A 21,293-nucleotide genomic window follows, 5' to 3' on the forward strand; every position below is an offset into this window, starting at 1 on the left:
AGAGCACCCCGCCGCCATTCAGGATGATCAAATCCGTACTGGTCGATCACTTCTCGCCTACCCGTGGCGGTGCCGCACCGTGCGTCGTCGCGGATCGTTGCGGCCTCCGCCCTGCTCCCACCCGTAGATCAGCGGCACCGCGAGTGGAAGGTCCCCACATGGTCCCCACACCTGCATCCCAGTGGCGACGACAGCTCGCGGCGGCCGTGGCCGCCGCCGGTGCCGTCGTCCTGTTGGCCGGTCCGGCCACCGCGCCGTCCGCCGACCGTCCGCAGGTTACCGACCGTGCGCGGATCCAGGCCCCGCTCGAACGGCTGGCCGACGAGCAGGCCAGCGTCGTGGAGGTCGTCGTGACCGACCGCGACGAGCTCGACGATCTCGTCGCCACCGGAGTCGACCTGGATCACCACGTGTCGCAGACCGCGGCCGGGATCGTCGTCCACGCCGTCGTCACCCCGACCGAGATCGACGGTCTGCGGGCCGGTGGCTTCCGGATCGGCCAACTGCTGCACGAACCGGCCGACACGCGGGCACGCGTCGCCGAGCGGGAGGCGACGATCGCCGACCACCGCGCCGACAATCAGACGTTCACCGCGCGGGTGCGGCAGGACGCCGCCGTTGCCGACATCAGGATCATCCGGGCCGACTACTACACCTCCGGCACCGACCAGGTGCTGTCGGTAGAAGCGAAGTGGGCCCAGGGACAGAGCTCACCGAGCACGTTGACCGTGGCCCGGGACAGTGGCCCGGGCACCGCCATGGGTTCCGGTGGCACACAGGTCATCACGCGGTTCGTCGACGCCGGCGTCTACCTCTACCACCGGGGCGCGAGCACGGTCGGCGTACCGCCGGACCGGATCCAGATCGTCAGCCCGACCGGCGACGTGGCGGTGGCCCAGGTCGAGCAGTGGCTGCCGGTCCCGGACGACTCCCCCGAGGGCCCCGGGTACCAGAAGGACTTCGTGACCAGCTACCTCACCCCGACCGAGCTGTACGACCGGATCCAACGACTGGCCGACGAGTTCCCCCACCTCGCCGAAGTCGTCGAACTGCCGTACCGGACCAACGGCTACCGACGCAAGGCACAGGTCGTGCTGGGTGCCACCACGGCGAACCGGGTCGCCGTCGACTCGCACGCATGGGGTCACCAGGGCGGCAACGACATCACCGTGGAACTGGTCGACCCCGGTGCCGGCGACCGGCCCCTGTCGGTCACCGTCGACGGCAGCGCCATCCAGGTCAACCTGGCCACCGACGGCGGCGGCACGGTGGCCAGCACCGCCGCGCAGGTCGCCGCCGCGATCAACGCCTCGGCGGGCGACCTGGTCAGTGCCTACACCTACCGGGGCAGCGCCGGCAACGGCGTTGTCACCCCGGCCCCGGTGACCCCGTTGAGCGACAACCTGACCGCGCCAGCCACCGTCTCCCGCGACCCGCACCCGGTGTACGCGCTGCGGATCGGCAAGTACCGGGACGGCTCGCGCACCGGGGTGCTCGCCTACGCGCAGGAGCACGCCCGCGAATGGGTTCCCCCGCTGGTCGCCATCGAGACCGCCGAACGCCTGCTGCGCAACCACCGTACCGACGAGAACACCAAGCAACTGCTCCGTACGCTGGACATCTGGATCGCGCCGTCGATCAACCCCGACGGCGGCCACTACTCCTTCTACGATTACGGATTCCAGCGCCGCAACATGACGAACCACTGCGCCGCCGGTGGCACGACCGACGCGCTGGCCCGCAACTCGTGGGGTGTGGACAACAACCGCAACTACAGCGAGTACAGCCTCTTCGACGGGTACTCCGGCGCGTCGACCAGCTGCACCAGCGACGTGTACGCCGGCCCGAGCGAACTGTCCGAGCCGGAGAACAAGAACCTGGACTGGCTGGCCAGCCGGCCGAACATCAAGTTCTCGATGAACCTGCACTCGTCGGGGAACTACTTCATGTGGTCGCCGGGTTCGTACGTCACCCCGGGCCGGGTCACCGCGCCACGGCCGACCCTGGCGCAGGAGTCGTTCTTCTGGGGGGCGTCGTCGCGGATCCTCACCGCGATCAAGCGGCACCGCAACCTGGCGGTGACCCCGGCCAGGACCGGCCCCATCTCCGACGTGCTCTACTCCGCCGCCGGCAACTCCGGGGACATGCTGTGGTACAAGTACGGCATCTACGCGTGGAACTTCGAAGTCGGCACCTCGTTCCAACCGGCCTGGGACGAGGCACACCAGCAGACCATGGAGTACGCCAACGGCCTCGTCGAACTGATGCGGGTGGCCCGCGACCACGACAAGGACCGCAGACGGCCGACGAGTTCCCTGGTCACCTCGCCGGGGCCGGACGACACCCTGGTCGACGTCCGGTTCGAGGTCAGCGAACCGGCGGCGATCTTCTACACGCTGGACGGTAGCCAGCCAACCTTCGGGTCGACGCTCTACGCCGCCGGCGGGGTACGGGAGGGCGGCGAGACCCTGACCGTGCCGTACGGAACGAAGGTCTTCTGGTTCTCGGTGGACGCCGCGGGCAACATCGAGAACAACTACCAGCCGGACACCGACGCCAAGAACTGGCGGCGTGGGTTCGCCATCGTCACCGACAGTTGACCTGCCCGGCCGGCGGCGGTCACCAGCGCTTGCGCCGGTAGTGCCCGTGGTAGCCGTGGTGGCCACTGCCGTAGTGACCGTAGTGGCCGCCCCGGTGCCGGCGGTTGAGCCGGTGGTCGACCTCACGGAGCAGGCTGTCGACGGGCGAGCCGTGCCCCCGCCGCCGGGCGTGCCGGCTCAGCTTCGACGCAAGCATCGACAGCAGGAAACGTTTGATGAAGCTGCTCATCGTAGGCTCCTCCAGCCCTGGGTCCCGACGCCCGCCACGGTAGCTCCTGGTGTCCAGGTCCAGCTGGGCGGAAGCTGACGGTCAGCTGGCAGTACGACGGCCCACCTCCCGGCATGGTGCCGACGTCTGCCATGCTCGCAAGGGTGACCACCGGGTTTCCTACCGGCCGCCGCCGCGGCCGGACCCTGCGTATCCTGCTGATCCTCGTCGCCGTCGCGACGGTGCCGGCCGTCGTCGCGCTGGGTGTGGTCGTGGTGCCGTGGCTGCGGGAGCCGGGGCCGCGGCCGTTGTTCCAGCTCCCGGTCGCCTGCGGCGAGACCTGGCAGCTGGGCACCTACCCCGGCCACGACGACTACGACGTCGACCTGTTCCCGACCGAGGGCGACCCGTGGGGTCGACCGGTGCTCGCCTCCTACGACGGCGTGGTCACCGTGGCCGGCGTCAACGGCTCGGTGGGCGGTCGGAACCCGGAGGATCCGGACGGCCCCCGGGGCCGTGGTGGCGGTTACTGGGTCAAGATCGACCATGGCGGTCGGTGGGAGACGCAGTACCTGCATCTGCTCGAACCGCCGATGGTCCGAGAGGGTCAGCGGGTGGCGCGCGGCGAACCGATCGGGCTGCTCGGCAGCACCGGCAATTCCGGCGCGCCACACCTGCACTACGAGCAGCGGCGCGGCTGGCAGAAGGTGGAGACCTACTTCGACGGCCTACCGTCGGGCATCACCCACGACGACTACGAGTACACCGTGCGGCTGACCAGCAACAACTGTTGACCCGGCCGGTTTCAGTAGCCGTAGCGCGACTTCAGATGACGCCACCAGTCGCGGAGCATCCACTTGTCGAACTCGGTGATCGCGCTGCTGCTACCGGCGCGCATGATGAAGTTGTCCACGCCGGTGGGTGTCCAGTCGTAGAAGTCGTCGAGACCCCAGGTGTGGCCGATCTCGTGCAGCAGGATCGTCATGTTCTCGGCGTCGAGACTGTTCATGAAGTACTCGCGGCCCATCCGCTGGCCCCAGTCACCACCGGCACCGCCGCCGAAGCCGTCGGTGAGCCACAGTGACTGGTCGTAGTGCCGTGCGGCGCCGCCGGGACAGTTGGGGTACTGGCCGTTCTGGTTGAAGAACCGGCCACAGCCGGTGGCGCACTGCGGGGCGTTCTCCCGGATGTCGTTGACGTAGATGTCGACGGAGTTGTCGGTCCACTGCAACTGGTTGCGGTCGCGGACCGCCCAGCCGACGACCCGGACTGGGACGTCGGTGTACGGCCAGGCGTTGTGGCCGACCAGGGTGTCCATCCACTTCTTGTGCTGCCGGGCAAGAGTGGCGTGGATCCGGTCACGCTGAGCGGCGGTGACGCTGGCGGTGGAGTCCCAGCGGACGCAGTAGCTGACGTAGCCGCGGTTGGCCATCACCTGGTCCCAGCCGTAGTTGCGGAAGGCGTACAGGTTGCCGTTGTTGTAGGTCTGCTCCTGGTGCTGCCAGACCTGGTCGAGCGGGGTGACAAGGTGGGCGGGCGGGTTCCAACCGGAGGTGGGCGGTGGCGTGGTCGGCGGCGGTGCGGTGGTCGGCGGTGCCGTGGTCGGGGTGGTCGCGCCGGTACAGGCGACACCGTTGAGAGCGAAGGCGGTCGGTGGCGGATTGCTGGTGTCGCTCCAGGCGCCGTTGAAGCCGAAGGAGACGGTGGCGCTGGTCGCGAGGTTGCCGTTGTAGCTGGCGTTGTCGGCGGTGACCTGTGCCCCGGACTGGGTCACCACGGCGTTCCAGGCCTGGGTGACCGTCTGCCCGGCGGTGAACGACCAGGTGAGCCGCCAGGCGGTGAGGGGGTCGCCCAGGTTGGTGACGGCGATGGTGGCACCGAATCCGCCAGTCCACTGGCTGGCGATCTGGTAGTCGACGCGGCATCCGGAGGCGGCGGTGGCGGCGGTGGCGGTCAGGGCGAGGACGCCGCCACTGACGGTGACGAGTGCCGCCGCCGCAGCTGCGGATACCCGCCATCCGATGGTGTGTCTCATCTCAATGACCCCTTCGATGATGGACCGGACACACACCCGCTCGACCGGTGAGCAGGTGTGTTTTAGTTTAGAACGAAGACTATCAATATTATTGGGCCAGGGCGAGGGAGGCAGTCAGAACAGTCCGGGGATGGACCGGACCTCGACGTGCCCGCTCCGCCCGGCTAACATTTCCGCCGTCTGGATCTGCTGGCGCGATTCACCAGGCACCGACCACACGTACGTACGTCCGTGCAGGAGCCTTCATGCGCCTCAGATACCACCCACCCCGTCCCCCTGCGCGACCGGCCGCCCTCGCCGCGGCCTGCGCGGCCGCGCTGGTGGCCACGATCGCGACCGCCCCGGCCGCGACGGCGGACACCACGGTGCTCGCCAACGACTTCGAATCCGGCTCGTACGCACCGTGGGGCCCCCGCGGTGACGTGACGCTGGCGATCGCCGAGGAAGGTCGGGACAGCGCGAGCAGTCTGTCGGTCACCGGCCGTACCGCCGACTGGCAGGGCCCCGCGACCAGCGCGACCGACCTGTTCTCGCCCGGCGTCGCCTACTCGGTCACCGCCTGGGTGAAGCTGCCGGCCGGCACCGACGGCGCGGCCGGTGTCCACTTCACCGTCGCCGCCACCCCGGCCGACGGCGGCGACGACACGTACACCTGGATCGGCGACGAGGCCGAGACCACCGCCGACAGCTGGGTGCGGATCGGCGGTGAGTACACCATGCCGGCGGGCCTGGCCTCGGCGACGCTGTACGTCGAAGCCGCCGGGACCACCCCCTTCCTGCTCGACGACGTTCTCGTCACCGGCCCCGACGAGACTCCCGGCGTGGTCACGGTGAGCGCGGTCGACTTCGAGGACGGCACCACCGGCACCTGGTCCGCCAGCGGTGGCCCCACCCTGACCGTCGTGGACACCGACGACGGCCGGGCGCTGCGGGTCAGCGACCGTGTCGAAGGGTTCGACGGGCTGCAGAGCCCGACCGGAATCTTCACCGCCGGCGTCACCTACACCTTCTCGGCGCGCGTCCGGCTGGCCCCGGACGGGCCGGCGTCGTCCGGATTCCGGTTCGTCATGAAGCCGGACTACGACTGGATCGGCGACACCACGGTCACCGCCGACGACTGGACCACGGTGACCGGCGAGTTCACCGTGCCGGCCGACGCCGACCCGGCCACGTACCAGGTCTACCTGGAGGCCGCCGAGGCCACCGCCACGTACCTGGTCGACGACATCCTGATCACCGCGCCGGACACCGGGCCGGGCGGGCCGCCGCCGGGCACCGTCGTCATCGACAGCGACTTCGAGGACGGCCTCGACGGTTGGGGGCCGCGCGACGGTGGCCCGGGAGCACCGACCGTCGAGTTGACCGACGTCGCGCACGGCGGCGCGACGGCCGCGCTCGTCACCGACCGGGTCAACCAGGGCGCCGGAATCGGGCGGGACGTCACCACCGCGTTCGAGCCGGGCGTCGGCTACGAACTGTCCGGCTGGCTGCGGTTCGCGCAGGGTCAGCCGACCGACGCGATCTGGTTGAGCATTGCCGCCACCACCGCCGACGGCAGCGAGTCGTTCAGCACCCTCGCCCAGTTCGACACGGTCACCGATGACGGGTGGACCGAAGTGACCGCGAGCTTCACCGCGCCGACCTTCACCAGCGCGTTCCTCTACTTCGAGACCAGCTGGCAGGGCGCGGACGTCACCGGCAACACCAGCGACTTCCTGCTCGACGACGTCGTGGTGCGGGTGCCCGAGCCACCGGTCGTCGAGGACCTCACCGGGATCCACGAGACCACCAACTTCCCGGTCGGCGTCGCGATCGACAGCCGGGAGACCGTCGGGTCCGCCGCCGAGTTGCTGACCCGGCACTTCACCAACGTCACACCGGAGAACCACATGAAGCCGGAGGCGTGGTACGACGCGGACCGCAACTTCCGGCCACACGAGCAGGCGATCGCGATGATGGACTTCGCGCAGGCCAACGAGCTCGGCGTGTACGGGCACGTGCTGGTCTGGCACAGCCAGACCCCCGAGTGGATGTTCCAGGACGCCGACGGCGAGCCGTTGAGTTCGTCGGCCGCCGACCAGCAGGTGCTGCGCGACCGGCTGCGCGGGCATATCTTCGCGGTGGCCGAGTCGCTGAGCGACCGGTACGGCCGGTTCGGCTCCGACACCAACCCGCTGAACGCGTTCGACGTGGTCAACGAGGTGGTCAGCGACAGCGGCGAGTACGCCGACGGCCTGCGCCGCAGCGAGTGGTACCGGATCCTCGGCGAGGAGTTCATCGACCTGTCGTTCCAGTACGCCGACGAGGCGTTCAACGACGTGTACGCGGTGGCCGACACCGATCCGGTCACTCTGTTCATCAACGACTACAACACCGAGCAGAGCGGCAAGCAGGCGCGCTATCACGCGCTCGTGCAGCGGCTGCTCGACCGAGGCGTGCCGCTGGACGGGGTGGGACACCAGTTCCACGTGTCGCTGTCGACACCGGTCGGCAGCCTCGAAACCACGCTGGAGAGGTTCGCCGGTCTGCCGGTGGTTCAGGCGGTCACCGAGCTCGACGTCACCATCGGTACCCCGGTGACCCAGGCCAACCTGATCGAGCAGGGCTATTTTCTGCGGGACGCGTTCCGGATCTTCCGGGCGTACACCGATGAACTGGCCGTCGTCACCGTGTGGGGGCTGACCGACGGTCGGTCGTGGCGCTCTGACAGCGGCGCCCCGCTGCTGTTCGACGACGGATACCAGGCCAAGCCGGCGTACTACGGCGCGGTCGACGCGGAGCTGCCGGCCCGGCTGCGCACCGCGAACGTCTTCGCCGGCGACGTCGCGTTGTCCGACGGGGCCACCTCGGACCTCACCTGGCGCAAGCTGCCCCTGCACCCGGTGGAGGAAACGGCGGGATTCCAACTGCGTTGGTCGGCCGACCGGCTGACCGCGTACGTCTCGGTCACCGACCCCACCGCGTCGCCGGACGACCGGGTCGAGTTCGTGCTCGACGGCGAGCTGTACCCGGTGTCCCGGGACGGGTCGGGGGACGTACCGGCGGTGGTGACCGAGCGGGACGGTGGCTACGCCGTCGTCGCGCACCTGCCGCTGACCGATCCGGCCGAAGACAGCACCGTCCCCTTCGACCTGCGGATCACCGACGACGACACCACGACCGGATGGGCCACGGCCGGCACCGTCGGCACCCTCACCCTGGTCGAGGAGCTGTCCTACCTGGAGGTCGTCCGGACGCCGACCGCGCCGGTCGTCGACGGCACGGTAGACGCGGGCTGGTCGCACGCGAACCAGGTCACCACCGCCAAGCAGGTATCCGGCACCGACGGGGCGGTGGCCACCGTGCGGACCCTGTGGCAGGACCAGACGTTGTACGTGCTGGCCGAGGTGGCCGACCCGGTGGTCGACGTCACCGGCTCCGATCCGTGGACGCAGGACTCGGTGGAGATCTACGTCGACGCCGGCAACGCGAAGAACGGCCCGTACCGCTACGACGACACGCAGATCCGGATCAACGCCGACAACGTCGTCTCGTTCGGCACCGGTGACGAGGCGTTCCAGGCCGGCCGGTTGACCAGCGCGGCGGTGCGCACCGAGACGGGCTACACCGTCGAGGCGGCGATCAGCCTGCTGGAGTACGGCGGTCTGGACACCTTCCATGGGCTGGACTTCCAGGTCAACGACGCCGCCGACGGTGCCCGTACGGCGATCCGCAACTGGGCCGAGTCCGACGGCGTCGGCTACCAGACGACCGCACGGTGGGGGGTCGGCCGGCTGGTCGACGGCACCAACGTCGACGTGACGTTCGAGCCGATCACGCAGTGGGACTCGGACAGCGGCGGCGGGTACTGCACGGAGATCGTCGCCAGCAACGCCACCGATCAGCCGGTCGACTGGCGGGCGGCGGTCGAGCTGCCCGGCGACATCTACACCGCGTGGAACTTCGAGCGGGAGTCATTCGGCGACGGGACCTGGCGGATCACCGGCGTGGACTGGAACCGGACGTTGAAGGCTGGTGCCCGGACGTTCAGCGTCGGGTACTGCGCCACCTGGTGACCGCTGCCCGGGGGCGCGTCGACGGTCGTCGGCGCGCCCCTGGGTGCCACCGGATCGCCCCGGGTCTCCGTCGGCGGGCGGGTTGCCGGGCCGGGGCATTGCCCGGTCGACCGGGCCGGGCATACCATCAGGTCAACCAAGCACTTGCTTGGCAGATGCCCGGTGGGACCCCGGGCACCCGCGCACCGCCGATCCCCGGGAGCTCCGATGGCCCGCAGCTACCTCGGTCATGTCCTGCCCGACCGCCTCGACCTCAAGATCGAACCGACCCGTACGGCGCTGCTCGTCGTTGACATGCAGAACGATTTCGTGCACGACGACGGATACTGCGCGAAGGCCTTCGGCACGGCGATGGTGGCCGGCTTTCAGAGCGTGGTCGCGCCGATCGCCCGACTCGCCGCCGCCGCCCGTACGGCCGGCGTCGCGGTGCTCTACTGCCGGGTGGTGCAGCATCCCGACGGGTCGCTGGCCTCACCGGTCTGGCTCGCCGACAACCTGCGGCACGGCTTCGACCCGCTGCACTGCATGCGGGGCACCTGGGGTTGGGAGATCGTGGACGAGCTCGCCCCGCAGCCGGGCGACGTGGTGTTCGAGAAGCTGCGGCGCAGCGCGTTCGTCGGCACCCAGCTGGAGAACCTGCTGCGCAGCCGGGACATCCGCAGCCTGGTGGTGGCCGGTGTCGCCGGCACCGGATGTGTCGAGTCGACCGTCCGCGACGCGATCGAACGGGACTATTTCACCGTCGTGCCGGCCGACTGCGTCGCCAACAACAACGCCGAGCTCACCGCCGCCTGCGAACCGGCCTTCCGGGCCCTGCTCGCCCCAGAGGACTGGACCACCAGCGATCAGGTCATCGCGATCTGGTCCGGCTCCTGACCCCGCACCGGCCAACGAGCGCAGCGTCACTGTCGCGAGACGGGGTACCGGCCGGTCAGCCGAATCGGTTCGCGGCGTCGGCCCGCAGCCGGGCCTTGTCCGCCTTGCCGCCCGCGCTCAGCGGCAGCTCGGCCAGGGTGACCAGCCGTTCCGGCCACTCGTACTTGGAGACGCCCCGGGCAGCCAGCTCGGCCCGCAGCTCGTCGAGGGTCAGCTCGGCCCCGTCGGTGGTCACCACGTACGCGCAGGCCCGCTCGCCGAGCACCTCGTCGGCGGCCGGCACCACCGCCACCTGGGCGACCCGTTCGCAGCCGCCGACCGCCTCCTCGACGGCCAGCACGCTGATGTTGTGTCCACCCCGGATGATGAAGTCCGCCACCCGGCCGGTGACCGTCAGGTAGCCGGCCGGATCGATCCGCACCAGGTCACCGGTGAGCATCCAGCCCTGCGGGTTGACCAGTTGCCGGTTGGCGTCCGGGTCGTCGTAGTACCCGGGAGTCAGCCCGGGCCCCCGGGCGGCGCACTGTCCCGGCCCGCCGGACGCGGTCACGTCGGCACCGTCGGCGTCGAACAGCCGGACCCGCATCTGCGGGATCACCCGGCCGGCGGTGCCGAGCCGATGTTCCCGGGAGTCGTCGACCCGGGTCACGCTGATCGGTCCGGCCTCGTTGGAGCCGTAGAACTGCAGCACGGCGCAGCCGGTCTCCTCCTCGAACTTCGCCGCCCGCTGGGCCGGCACCCGCTCCCCGCCGGTGAACAGCACCCGCAGCGACGACACGTCCCGCCCGGCGTGCCCACCGGCGTTGAGCATCATCACGAACTGGCTGGTCACTGCGGCGAGCACGGTGACCCGGTGCCGTTCGATCAGCTGCCAGGTCTGCTCCGCGTCGAACTCCTCGGCCAGCACCGTCGGGTAGCCGTACATGGTCGGCACCACGTGCCCGCTCCACTGCCCGAAGCCGTACGGGGCGGGCAGCACACTGGCGAACACCTCGTCCGGACCGAACCGGGCGGCCTCGGCCGCGAGCGGCCCGAAATACTTGCGGGTGTTCATCGTCTGCATCACGCACTTGGGCAGCCCGGTCGTGCCCGACGTGGAGTTGAGGAAGAACAAATCGTTGGCGCCGAGGCCGCGGCCGGCGAGGGCGGCGGTCGCCGCGGCCACGTCGGGCAGCGGGAGCGGCTCACCGTCGCGCAGCAGGCTGACCTCGCCGGCCGAGGTGAGCCGCACGGTCAGGTGCGTCGGCGGGTCGGCCGGGGGTGCACCGGCCGGGAGTGCACCGGCGCGCAGCTCGGCGGCCAGGTCGGCGGCGGCGCGGCCCCGGTGCACCGGCCGGGTGAGCAGCGCGGTCGCCCGGGTACGCCGGATCAGGTGCCGTACCTCGGCAGTGCCGGCCCGGGGGCCGATGCCGACCGTCACCAGGCCGGCCTTCTGCGCCGCCAGGTAGGCGACGTGCACCAGCGCGCCGTTGGTGAGCAGGGTGGCGATCCGCTCCCCCGGCCGCAGGCCGGCCAGCACGTAACCGCCGGCCAGCCGGGTGCTCAGCGTGTCGTACGCCGACCAGCTCAGGGTGGCGTCGGTGGCGAAGAACGCCGGGTCGTCGGGGCGGGCGGCGGCGTGCCGGGCGACCATCGACGCGATGGTGTCGTCGTCCCAGTGCCCGGCCCGGGTGTACTCGTCGATGGTCGCCCGGTCGAAGACGGCCGGTCCGGTGGCTGCGGTCATGCGTTCTCTCCTGTGGGACGGCCGGCCGATGCCGGGTCGGGCCACAGCGGCGCGAGCCGCTCGGCGACGGAGTCGAGGGCGGCCAGCCGGTCCGCCCGGGTGGCCGCCGGTGGCAGCCGGGTGAACGGCGCGACGACCAGGTGGTCGAGTCCTGCGTCGCGGTACGCCTCGACGGCGGCGACGCTGATCTCGCCGGAGAGCCGGACGTGGTGGGTGAAGTCGTCGTCGGCCCGGCCGAGCTCCTCCCGTAGCGCGGTTATCCGACCGCACAGCCGGGCGGAGGTCGCCAGGTCGACGTCCGGCCCGAACCAGCCGGCGCCGTGCCGGGCCGCCCGACGCAGCGCGGCCCGGCTGTGCCCGCCGACCACCACCGGCACCGGCGGTTGCGGCGCGGCACCAAAGTGTACGGTCGGAAAGTCGAAGAACCGCCCGTGGTGGGCGACCGGCCGGCCGGACCAGAGCAGGTCGAGCACCCGCAGCATTTCGTCGGCGCGGGCACCCCGGGTGCCGAAGTCGGCGCCGAGCGCGGCGAACTCCTCGGCCATCCAGCCGACCCCGACGCCGAGCACCGCCCGGCCACCGGACAGCTGTTGCAGGCTGGCCCAGGCACGGGCGATGTGGAACGGGTCCCGCAGCGGGGCGATCAGCACGCCGGTGCCGAGCCGGATCCGGGTGGTCCGGGCGGCCAGGTGGCCGAGCGTCACCGTCACGTCGGCCAGTGGGGTGCTCGGCCGGATGCCGGGGTCGCCGGAGGACCGGTACGGGTAGGTCGGTGCGTAGGTTGCCGGGGTGATCACGTGGTCGGCCAGCCAGACTGTGTGGAAGCCGAGCTGCTCGGCGTGCACCGCGAGCGACGCGTACTCGGCGGCCGGCAGACCGAACAGCTGCAGGTCGAACCGCATCAGCCGGCACCGTCCGTCCGCTCGCGCATGCTGCGGGCGTCGTGGCCGGCCAGCGGATCGTCGCCGACCTCCGCGTTGTGCGCGTGCGCCACGTGGTGCAGACCGAACACCGAGTCCATCCCGGCGCGCAGGCCCATCAGGTCCTCGGCCTGGTTGACCGCCTTCTTGGTCAGTGCCAGGCCGAGCCGGGGCATGGTGGCGATCCGGCCGGCCAGCTCCATCGTGTACGGCTCCAGCTCGGCCCGGGGCACCACCCGGTTGACCATGCCGAGGGCCAACGCCCGGTCCGCGTCCACCCGCTCGCCGAGGAAAAGGAACTCCTTGGCGAACCGGGGTCCCATCACCCACGGGTGGGCGAAGTACTCGACGCCGGGGATGCCCATCCGTACCACCGGATCGGCGAACCGGGCGTCGTCGGCGGCGACGATCAGGTCACAGCACCAGGCGAGCATCAGACCGCCGGCGATGCAGGCGCCCTGCACCATGGCGATGGTCGGTTTGGGCAGTTCCCGCCAGCGCCGGCACATGCCGAGGTAGACCTCGGACTCGCGGGCGAACCGGCTCTCCGCACCGGCCTTGCCGACGTGGTCCCACCACAACCCGGCCCGGCGGGGGAAGCTGCGGTCGGCGTCGCGCCCGGGGGTGCCGATGTCGTGCCCGGCCGAGAAGTGCTTGCCGGCACCGGCGAGCACCACCACCCGTACGTCGTCGTCGGCGGCTGCCCGGGAGAAGGCGTCGTCGAGGGCGTAGGTCATCGCGGAGTTCTGCGCGTTGGCGTACCGGGGGCGGTTCATGGTGACCACCGCCACCGGCCCGTCGGTGGCGTACCGGACCACCGCCTCGTCGTCGGCGGAGGCACGACGGTCGTCGTGGGCCGTACGGTCGTCGGCGGATGGCGGCCTCGCGGCGGCGTCGGTCACGGTCGTCCTCCTTGCTCGGCGGTGGCGGCGGGCAGTCCGATCGCGGTGCCGAGCCGGTCGAGGTGGTGGTCGGTGCCGGCGGTCGCGGCCACGAGCGCCCACGCTCGCTTGGCGTACAGGTGCAGGTCGTACTCGGTCGTGTAGCCGATCGCGCCGTGGCACTGCAGCGCGGCGCGGGCGGTCCGTTCGGCGGCGTCGGCGGCGAGCAGGTAGCCGGCCGAGACATCGGCCGGACGGCTGTCGGCACCGGTGGCGGCCGCCCAGCCGGCGGCGAGCACGGCCGGGGCGGCGAGTTCCAGCCCGAGCAGGGCGTCGGCGAGCTGGTGCTGCACCGCCTGGAAGCTGCCGACCGGGGCGCCGAACTGGCGGCGGGTGCCGACGTGCGCGACGGTGAGGTCGAGCATCCGCCGGCCGAGCCCGACCAGCTGGGCCGACGCGGCCAGGGTGGCCCGGTCGGCGGTCAGCGCCAGCAGGTCCGCCGGCACGTCGAGCCGGGTGCCGACGGACGGCCCGACGGCGGGGTCGCCGGTGAGTCGCAGCGCGGCCCGGCTGCCGTCCATGGTCGGCACCGGCGTGGTCGCGACCTCGTCCGGCCGGACCAGTCGGGGTCCGTCCGGTGGGGTCAGGAGCAGCAGCAGGTCGGCCCGCTGCCCGTACGGGACCAGGCCGCCCGGCCCGGCGACGGCGATCCGGCAGCGGCCCTCGACGAGCGCGGCGAGCTGCCCGCCGGGATCGCCGGCCGCGGCCAGCAGCGGGCCGGCGACGGCGGCGGTCTCGGCCAGCGGCAGTGGCACCGCCGCGTACCCGGCGGCGGTGAGCAGCGGCACCAGGTCCACCTCGGTCAGTCCGAGTCCGCCAGCGGACTCGGGCACCATCGCGGCGAGCAGGCCCATCTCAGCGAGCGCGGTCCACAGCCGGTCCAGCGGCGCGGGGTCACCGCCGGGCCAGCCGGCGCGGACCACCGCCGGTGGGCATTCGGCGGTGAGCAGGTCGTCGACCGCGTCGCGCAGCGTGGCCTGCTCGTCGGTGAGGGCGAACCGCATGCCGTCTCCTCCTCAGCGTCGGGGCAGGCCGAGCAGCCGCTCGGCGACGATGCCGCGTTGGATCTCGTTGGTGCCGGCGTAGATCGGGCCGGCCAGGGAGAACTGGAAGCCCCGGGTCCAGTCGGCGTCGACCTCGGCGTCCGGGCCGAGCAGGTCGAGGGCGGTACGGTGCAGCGCGATGTCCAGCTCGGACCAGTGGATCTTGTTGAGGCTGGACGCCGCGCCCGGCGGGTCACCGTCAAGCATCCGGGTCACCTGGGCCAGGGTGAACAGGTGGTAGGCGCGGGCGCCGAGCCAGGCCCGTACCACCTGCTCGCGCAGCCGGCCGGTGAGCCGGTCTGGCCGGTCGCCGGCCAGCTGGACCAGCCGGGCGGCGGCCGCAGTGAACCGGCCCGGCGGGCGCAGGGTGAGGCCCCGTTCGGAGCCGGTGGTGGCCATCGCCACCCGCCAGCCGGCCCCGACCTCGCCGATCACGTCGGCGTCGGGGACGAACACGTCGTCGAGGTAGACGTCGGCGAACCCCTCGTCGCCGTCGAACCGGCCGAATCCCCGCACGGTCACCCCGGGGACGTCCAGCGGCACCAGGAAGTAGGTCAGCCCCCGGTGCCGCTGCTGCTGCGGGTCGGTGCGGAACAGGCCGAACAGGTGGGTGCAGAACGCGCCCCGGGTGGTCCACGTCTTGTGCCCGGTCAGCCGCCACCCGCCGGCCGCGTCGTCGCGGACCGCCCGGCTGGTCAACGCGGCCAGGTCGCTGCCGGCCTCCGGTTCGGACCAGCCCTGGCACCACAGCTGCTCGGCGGCGGCCATCGCCGGGAGGATCCGGTCCCGCTGCTCGTCGGTGCCGAACTCGAACAGGGTCGGCGCGAGCAGGAAGATGCCGTTCTGAGTGACCCGCTGCGGAGCGCCGGCGGCGGCGTACTCCTCCTCGAAGATCAGCCACTGCCAGAGCGAGGCGTCCCGGCCGCCGTAGCGGCGCGGCCAGGAGACCACCGACCAGCCGCCGTCGTGCAGCGTGCGCTCCCATTCCAGGTGGGCGGCGAAGCCGGCCCGGGTGTCACCGGAGGGTAGCGGGCGGGCCGGCCGGTGGGCGCGCAGCCAGTCGCGGGCCTCGGCGCGGAACTGTTCGTCGGCGGGGTCCGGACGCAGGTCCATCGGTCAGCCCTCCCGGCCCGGGTCGGCGGCCCGGCCAGCACCGTGTTGCTGTGCCGGCCCGGAGGCGGGCCGGTCGCCGAAACCGTCGCGGACCCGGTGCGCGACACCGGACAGGTTCAACTCGAAGGTGAAGCCCTGTTCGTAGCGGTAGCTGCGTTTGACGTCCCACGGGTCGATGCCGTTGAGCGATTCCTTGGCCGCCCGGATCACCGCCGGGTCCTTGACGGCGATCTGCCGGGCGACCTCCAGCGCGGCGGACCGCAGCTCGGCGGCGGGGACCACGCGCAGCACCGAGCCGTAGGCGTGCAGCTCGGCGGCGGTGGCGGTGGCGGAGGTGTAGAGCATCGCCCGGGCCCGGTGCTGCGGCACCAGCCGGGACAGGTGGGTGGCGGCGCCGAGCGCGCCCCGGTCCACCTCGGGCAGCCCGAACGTGGCGTCGTCGCTGGCCACGATGATGTCGGCGTTGCCGACCAGGCCGATGCCGCCGCCGAGGCAGAAGCCGTGGACGGCGGCGACGACCGGCACCGGGCAGTCGTAGACGGCGGCGAACGCCGCGAAGCAGCCCCGGTTGGCGCCGATCAGCGCGTCGTTGCCGGGGTCGGCCTGGATCTGCTTGATGTCGACGCCGGCGTTGAAGCCACGGCCCTGCGCCCGCAGCACCACCACCCGGGTGGCCGGGTCGGCGCCGGCGGCGGTGACCGCCTCGGCGAGGCGGTACCAGCCGGCGACCGGCAGGGCGTTGACCGGCGGCCGGTCGACCACGATCTCGGTCACTCCGTCGGTGCCGGTGGTCGCGACGACCATCGTGCTGTCCGCTGTGGATGTCATGGTCGGTTCCTCACGGGTGTTGGCTGCTGACCGAGAGCACCTCGCCCACCAGGTACGAGGCGTAGTCGCTGGCCAGGAAGACGATCACGTTGGCCACCTCCCAGGGTTCGGCGGCCCGGCCGAACGCCTCCCGGTCGGCCAGCGTGGCCAGCAGGGCGTCGTCGGTGACCTTGGCCAGGTTGGCGTGCATGGCGAGGCTCGGCGCGACGGCGTTCACCCGGACCCCGGCCTCGGCGGCCTCCACGGCGCTGCACCGGGTCAGCGCCATCACCCCGGCCTTGGCCGCGGCGTAGTGCGCCTGGCCCTGCTGGGCCCGCCAGCCGAGTACGGAGGCGTTGTTGACGATCACGCCGCTGCCGCGCGGCATCATGTGCCGCAGCGCGGCGCGGGTGCACCGGAAGGTGCCGGTGAGGGTGACGTCCAGGACCCGGTGCCACTGGTCGTCGGTCATCTCGGTGATCCGGGCGGTGCCGCCCAGGCCGGCGTTGTTGACCAGCACGTCGAGCTGGCCGTAGCCGGCGACGACCTGGTCGATCATGGCTTGGACCTGGGATTCGACGGTCACGTCGCAGACGACGGCGAGGGGTTCGACACCGGTGGCGGCGGCGATCTCGGTGGCGGTCGCCCGCAGCCGGGTCTCGTGCCGGTCGCTGATCGCCACCCGGGCGCCCTCCTCGGCGCAGCGTCGGGCGGTCGCCGCGCCGATGCCGGTGCCGGCGGCGGCGGTGACCAGCACGGTCCGGCCGGCGAGCAGGCCGTGCCCGGCGGGCGGCGGCGGCCCGGCCGCCCCGCCGGGCGGGCGCGGCCCGGTGGACGTGCGTCCGGTCGGTGGTTCAACGGTCGCCATCGGCTCGTCCCTCCTGCAGTCCGTCCAGCACCGCCGACGCCTCGGCGACGATCCGGTCGATCAGTTCGGCGCAGCTGGGCAGGTCGTCGATGAGCCCGGTCACCTGCCCGGTCGCCATCACCCCGAGGTCGGCCCGGCCGTCGACCATCGCGGCCCGCAGCAGCATCGGGGTGTTCGCGGCGAGCAGCACCTGGCCCCAGGTCAGCTCCCGGTTGCGGCGCATCGCCCGGCCCTCGGTGAGCAGGTGCCGCCACGAGGTGCCGGTGAGCCGCCGGAACCGGGCGGCGCTGCGGACCGAGCGGACCAGCCGGCGTGCCGGCCCGGCGCGTTCCAGCCGGTCGATGAAGTCGGTGCGCAGCACCCGCTGTGGTACGCCGTCGAGCGCCCGGGTGACCACGGTGCCGTCCAACCCGGCGGCGAGGTAGCGCCGCAGTACCTGCGGGCTGACCGTGCTGTCGCTGGTGAGCAGGAACCGGGTGCCCATCGCCACCCCGGCCGCGCCGTAGGCGAGGGCGGCGACCAGCCCCCGGCCGTCGAAGAACCCGCCGGCACCGATCACCGGGATGTCGACGGCGTCGGCCACCTGCGGCAGCAGCAGACTGGTCGGGACCGCTCCGGTGTGGCCGCCGCCCTCGCCGCCCTGCACGATGACCGCGTCGGCGCCCCAGGCGGCCACCTTCTCGGCGTGCCGGCGGGCGCCGACCGACGGCACCACCCGTACCCCGGCGTCGCGCAGCCGGGCGATCAGCTCCGGCTTCGGGGCCAGGGCGAACGAGGCGACCCGGACGTTCTCCCGGATCAGCAGGTCGATCCGCTGCGCGGCGTCGGCGGCGTCGGCCCGCACGTTCACCCCGAACGGCCGCGTCGTGTTCCGCCGGATCTCGGCTATCGCGGTGGCCAGGTCGGGCAGGTCGAGGGTGGCGCCGGCGAGAATGCCCAGCCCGCCGGCCTCGGCGGTGGCGGCGACCAGCCGGGGGCCGGAGACGAAGCCCATGCCGGTCTGCACGATCGGGTAGCGCACCCCGAACAGTTCGCAGATCGGGGTGCGCAGCGCCGGGTGGGTCGGCGTCGGGCCGGCGGCCGGCCGCGCCGGGCGGTCGGTCATCGCCGCACCTCGGCGTCGCGGTGGCCGGCCGGGTCGATGACGGTACGGATGAGGGTCAGCTCCTGCGCCGTCGGCAGCCGGGTCTGCGGCACCTCCCCGCCGGTCCACAGCTCGAACCCGGTCGCCTCGTGGACCTGTTCGACGGTGACGCCGGGATGCGTCGAGACCAGTCGCATCCGGTGGTCCGGGCCGGTGAAGTCGAAGACCCCGAGGTCGCTGACCACCCGACGCAGCTGGTGGAAGCGCGACGCGGACGTCCCGGCCGCCGCGGCCCGGTCGTAGCCGATGCCGCAGACCAGGTCGACCTGCTCGACGAAGGTCCGGCGGCTGTGCCGGGGCACCCAGTAGCTGCACGGGTGGCTGACCGTGTTGCCCGGCGCGCCCCGTACTCCGAGCAGCGCCACCTTGGGCCGGTGGAAGTCGCCGATCGCCGAGATGTTGATGTTGCCGTACCGGTCGATCTGGCCCGGTCCCATCATCACGTGCCGGCGGCCGGACCAGATCAGCTCGAAGATCTGCCGGAACGGCAGCGCCCCCTCGGTCTGTGCCGGGGATCCGCCGACCGGCCAGGTGCCCACACCGAGCGCGGCCTCACCGTCGGTGAGCAGCAGATCCGGGGAGAAGGTGGCCCGGGCCAGCCGGGCGCCGATCGTCGGCACCAGTCCGATCGGGCTGGCCAGGATCTCCCCGTCGCCGCGCCACGCCTCGGCGCAGGCGACCACACACACCTCGGCGCGGGTCGGTTCGGCCGGTGCGCTCACCGGGCCACCTCCGTCCACTCGTTGCGGTCGGCGACGGCCCGCTGGTAGCCGGCCTCGTCGGTGTCGAGGTAGCGGTCCCGGAACGCGGTCCACCGCTCGGTGCCGGCCGCCGCGGCGTACTCCCGCTGGAAGGGTTCGTCGCGCGGGTAGTCCGGGTCGCACGAGGTGAAGTGGGCCCCGCGCGCGGCCGGCACCACGCCGCGGACCTGGTGGCGGCGCACCAGCACCGCCGACGCCGGGGTGAGCTGCTCGGTCGGCACGACCTGTTCGCAGGAGACGTAGGCGCGGTCGGCGGCCGCGCAGTACAGGTCGTCGAAGTACGGGTCGGGCCCGAGACAGAGGGCGTTGCCGTGGATGTCGGCGCGGTGCAGGTGGACCAGGGCGGCGTCCAGCCGCAGCGCCGGCACGGCGAGCAGTTCCTCGTCGTCGTACGGCGAGCGCACGGTCCGCAGGTCGGGGTTGATCCGCATCAGGTCGGAGCCGAGTCCGACCCGGGTGGGCAGGAACGGCAGTCGGCAGGCGGCGGCGTACAGGCCGAGGTAGAGCATGCCCTCGTCGTACTCGACGGCCTCGACGGCGCCGGCCTGGCGGGCGGCCCGGAAGTGCGGCTCCAGCGGGATCGAGTCGAGCGAGACGAAGCCGTACACCAGCCGGCGGACCTTGCCGGCGGCGAGCAGCAGGCCGGCGTCGGGGCCGCCGTAGGTGACGACGGTCAGGTCCTCGAGGTCCGACCGCAGGATCGCCCGGACCAGGGACATCGGCTTGCGGCGCGAGCCCCAGCCGCCGATGCCGATGGTCATGCCGGAGCGCAGTTCGCTCACCACCTGCTCGGCGGTCATCCGTTTGTCGGTCATCGCCACCTACTCGATCCTGGCTGGTCACGGGTGCGGGTACGCCGGAACCGGCGCACCCGCAATGTACCAAGCGCTTGATTGGTTGACCAGCCCGGGTTCAGCTCGCCCGTTCGATCACCATCGCCATGCCCTGGCCACCGGCGGCGCACATGGTGACCAGCCCGAACTGCCGGTCACGTTCGCGCAGCGCCCGGATCAGGGTGGTGGTGATCCGGGCACCGGTCATCCCGAACGGGTGACCCACCGCGATCGCCCCGCCGTTGACGTTCACCCGGTCGGGATCGATGCCGAGCAGCCGCACGCAGGGCAGCACCTGGGCGGCGAAGGCCTCGTTGATCTCCACCAGGTCGATGTCGCCGACGGTCAGCCCGGCGTGCCCCAACGCCCGCCGGGTCGCCTCCACCGGGCCGAGGCCCATGATCTCCGGACTGAGCGCGGAGACACCGGTGGCCACGATCCGGGCCAGCGGGGTGACGCCCAGCTCGGCCGCCCGGGCGGCGCTCATCACCACCAGAGCCGCGGCACCGTCGTTGAGCGGGCAGCAGTTCCCGGCGGTGACCGTGCCGTCCGGGCGGAACACCGGCTTGAGCGCGGCGACCGACGCCAACCGCACCCCGGGGCGGGGGCCGTCGTCGCGGTCGACGACCGTGCCGTCCGGCAACGTCACCGGGGTGATGTCGCGGGCGTAGAAGCCGTCGGCGATCGCCTGCTCGGCCAGGTTCTGGCTGCGCACCGCGAACTCGTCCTGGTCGGCCCGGCTCACCCCGTACACCTGCGCGACGTTCTCGGCGGTCTCGCCCATCGCGATGTACGGATCCGGCAACGCCCCGGTGTCCCGGGGGTCCCGCCACCGCCCGCCGTCGCCGGCGGCGCGCGCCGCGCTGCGGGCACCGGCGGCCGCGTACCGCTCGTTGCGGGTCCCCGGCAGATTGTCCGACTTGCCGGCGTCGTACCGGGAGACCATTTCCACACCGGCGGAGACGAAGACATCGCCCTCCCCGGCCCGGATCGCGTGGAACGCCATCCGGGTGGTCTGCACCGACGAGGCGCAGTAGCGCTGCACGGTGGTGCCCGGGGTGCCGTCCAGGCCCAACCCGACGGCGACCATCCGGGCCAGGTTGTGGCCGTGTTCGCCGGCCGGCTGGGCGCAACCGAGCAGGACGTCCTGCACCTGTGCCGGGTCCAGGGCGGGCACCTGCGCCAGCGCGGCCCGAGTGATGTCCACGGCGAGGTCGTCGGGGCGCAGCGTGGCGAGCGAGCCCTTGCGCGCCCGGCCGATCGGCGAGCGGGCGGCGGCGACGATAACGGCCTGCGGGGTTGCGGAGTCTCGGGGCGACATGGCGGGCAGCGTACCCTAACAAGCGCTTGGTACGCCATGGTC

17 protein-coding genes are annotated in these 21,293 nt (G+C 72.3%); 4 read left to right on the forward strand and 13 right to left on the reverse strand.

Going from position 1 to position 21,293, the window contains the following annotated elements; all coding sequences use genetic code 11:
* The first annotated feature begins 158 nt into the window (after positions 1-158).
* A complete protein-coding gene (locus tag ACN27J_RS06675; protein WP_421364555.1) occupies positions 159-2,600 on the forward strand; it encodes a M14 family metallopeptidase in 2,442 nt (813 codons plus the stop codon).
* A 19-nt stretch (positions 2,601-2,619) separates the two neighbouring features.
* Here the strand turns inward: ACN27J_RS06675 and ACN27J_RS06680 are convergent, their stop codons facing one another.
* Positions 2,620-2,829 carry a hypothetical protein gene (locus ACN27J_RS06680; RefSeq protein WP_278169587.1) on the reverse strand — a complete coding sequence of 70 codons (210 nt, stop codon included), beginning with the start codon at positions 2,827-2,829 and terminating at the stop codon, positions 2,620-2,622.
* 143 nt (positions 2,830-2,972) lie between these two features.
* On the opposite strand from ACN27J_RS06680, the gene ACN27J_RS06685 reads away from it, so the two are divergent.
* Positions 2,973-3,602: a M23 family metallopeptidase gene (locus ACN27J_RS06685; RefSeq protein ID WP_421364557.1), complete on the forward strand. Its 630-nt coding sequence runs from the start codon at positions 2,973-2,975 to the stop codon at positions 3,600-3,602.
* 11 nt (positions 3,603-3,613) lie between these two features.
* On the opposite strand, the gene ACN27J_RS06690 is transcribed toward ACN27J_RS06685, so the two are convergent.
* On the reverse strand, positions 3,614-4,843 hold the full coding sequence (locus tag ACN27J_RS06690) for a cellulose-binding domain-containing protein (RefSeq protein WP_421364559.1): 1,230 nt from the start codon (positions 4,841-4,843) through the stop codon (positions 3,614-3,616).
* A 245-nt stretch (positions 4,844-5,088) separates the two neighbouring features.
* On the opposite strand from ACN27J_RS06690, the gene ACN27J_RS06695 reads away from it, so the two are divergent.
* The gene (locus ACN27J_RS06695; protein ID WP_421364560.1) at positions 5,089-8,898 is read left to right on the forward strand and encodes an endo-1,4-beta-xylanase; all 3,810 of its coding nucleotides are present in this window, start codon (positions 5,089-5,091) and stop codon (positions 8,896-8,898) included.
* A gap of 207 nt (positions 8,899-9,105) precedes the next feature.
* Positions 9,106-9,774: a cysteine hydrolase family protein gene (locus ACN27J_RS06700; protein WP_421364562.1), complete on the forward strand. Its 669-nt coding sequence runs from the start codon at positions 9,106-9,108 to the stop codon at positions 9,772-9,774.
* Positions 9,775-9,829: 55 nt separating this feature from the next.
* Here the strand turns inward: ACN27J_RS06700 and ACN27J_RS06705 are convergent, their stop codons facing one another.
* The 11 genes from ACN27J_RS06705 to ACN27J_RS06755 all read right to left on the reverse strand — a co-directional run bounded on the left by ACN27J_RS06705 (position 9,830) and on the right by ACN27J_RS06755 (position 21,260).
* A complete protein-coding gene (locus ACN27J_RS06705) occupies positions 9,830-11,500 on the reverse strand; it encodes a class I adenylate-forming enzyme family protein (protein ID WP_421364564.1) in 1,671 nt (556 codons plus the stop codon).
* Positions 11,497-12,402, reverse strand: a complete 906-nt coding sequence (locus ACN27J_RS06710) for a TIGR03619 family F420-dependent LLM class oxidoreductase (protein WP_421364566.1) — start codon at positions 12,400-12,402, stop codon at positions 11,497-11,499. Before ACN27J_RS06710 ends, ACN27J_RS06705 begins: the two co-directional genes overlap by 4 nt.
* The gene (locus ACN27J_RS06715) at positions 12,402-13,238 is read right to left on the reverse strand and encodes an enoyl-CoA hydratase (RefSeq protein ID WP_421372130.1); all 837 of its coding nucleotides are present in this window, start codon (positions 13,236-13,238) and stop codon (positions 12,402-12,404) included. Before ACN27J_RS06715 ends, ACN27J_RS06710 begins: the two co-directional genes overlap by 1 nt.
* A gap of 80 nt (positions 13,239-13,318) precedes the next feature.
* On the reverse strand, positions 13,319-14,365 hold the full coding sequence (locus ACN27J_RS06720; protein ID WP_421364567.1) for an acyl-CoA dehydrogenase family protein: 1,047 nt from the start codon (positions 14,363-14,365) through the stop codon (positions 13,319-13,321).
* Positions 14,366-14,377: 12 nt separating this feature from the next.
* Positions 14,378-15,517, reverse strand: coding sequence for an acyl-CoA dehydrogenase family protein (locus ACN27J_RS06725; RefSeq protein WP_421364569.1), 1,140 nt, complete (start codon positions 15,515-15,517; stop codon positions 14,378-14,380).
* Between the two features lie 3 nt (positions 15,518-15,520).
* Positions 15,521-16,321, reverse strand: a complete 801-nt coding sequence (locus tag ACN27J_RS06730) for an enoyl-CoA hydratase family protein (protein WP_421372131.1) — start codon at positions 16,319-16,321, stop codon at positions 15,521-15,523.
* Positions 16,322-16,355: 34 nt separating this feature from the next.
* The gene (locus ACN27J_RS06735; RefSeq protein ID WP_421364570.1) at positions 16,356-17,192 is read right to left on the reverse strand and encodes an SDR family oxidoreductase; all 837 of its coding nucleotides are present in this window, start codon (positions 17,190-17,192) and stop codon (positions 16,356-16,358) included.
* On the reverse strand, positions 17,179-18,297 hold the full coding sequence (locus ACN27J_RS06740; RefSeq protein ID WP_421364572.1) for an NAD(P)H-dependent flavin oxidoreductase: 1,119 nt from the start codon (positions 18,295-18,297) through the stop codon (positions 17,179-17,181). Before ACN27J_RS06740 ends, ACN27J_RS06735 begins: the two co-directional genes overlap by 14 nt.
* The gene (locus ACN27J_RS06745) at positions 18,294-19,058 is read right to left on the reverse strand and encodes a CoA-transferase subunit beta (RefSeq protein WP_421364574.1); all 765 of its coding nucleotides are present in this window, start codon (positions 19,056-19,058) and stop codon (positions 18,294-18,296) included. Before ACN27J_RS06745 ends, ACN27J_RS06740 begins: the two co-directional genes overlap by 4 nt.
* Positions 19,055-19,912, reverse strand: coding sequence for a CoA transferase subunit A (locus tag ACN27J_RS06750; RefSeq protein WP_421364576.1), 858 nt, complete (start codon positions 19,910-19,912; stop codon positions 19,055-19,057). The genes ACN27J_RS06745 and ACN27J_RS06750 overlap by 4 nt, the downstream gene beginning before the upstream one ends.
* A 97-nt stretch (positions 19,913-20,009) precedes the next feature.
* Positions 20,010-21,260, reverse strand: coding sequence for an acetyl-CoA C-acetyltransferase (locus ACN27J_RS06755; RefSeq protein ID WP_421372132.1), 1,251 nt, complete (start codon positions 21,258-21,260; stop codon positions 20,010-20,012).
* Positions 21,261-21,293 lie beyond the last annotated feature (33 nt).

This window comes from Solwaraspora sp. WMMB762 (genome assembly GCF_049179115.1).
Classification (GTDB): Bacteria; Actinomycetota; Actinomycetes; order Mycobacteriales; family Micromonosporaceae; genus Micromonospora_E.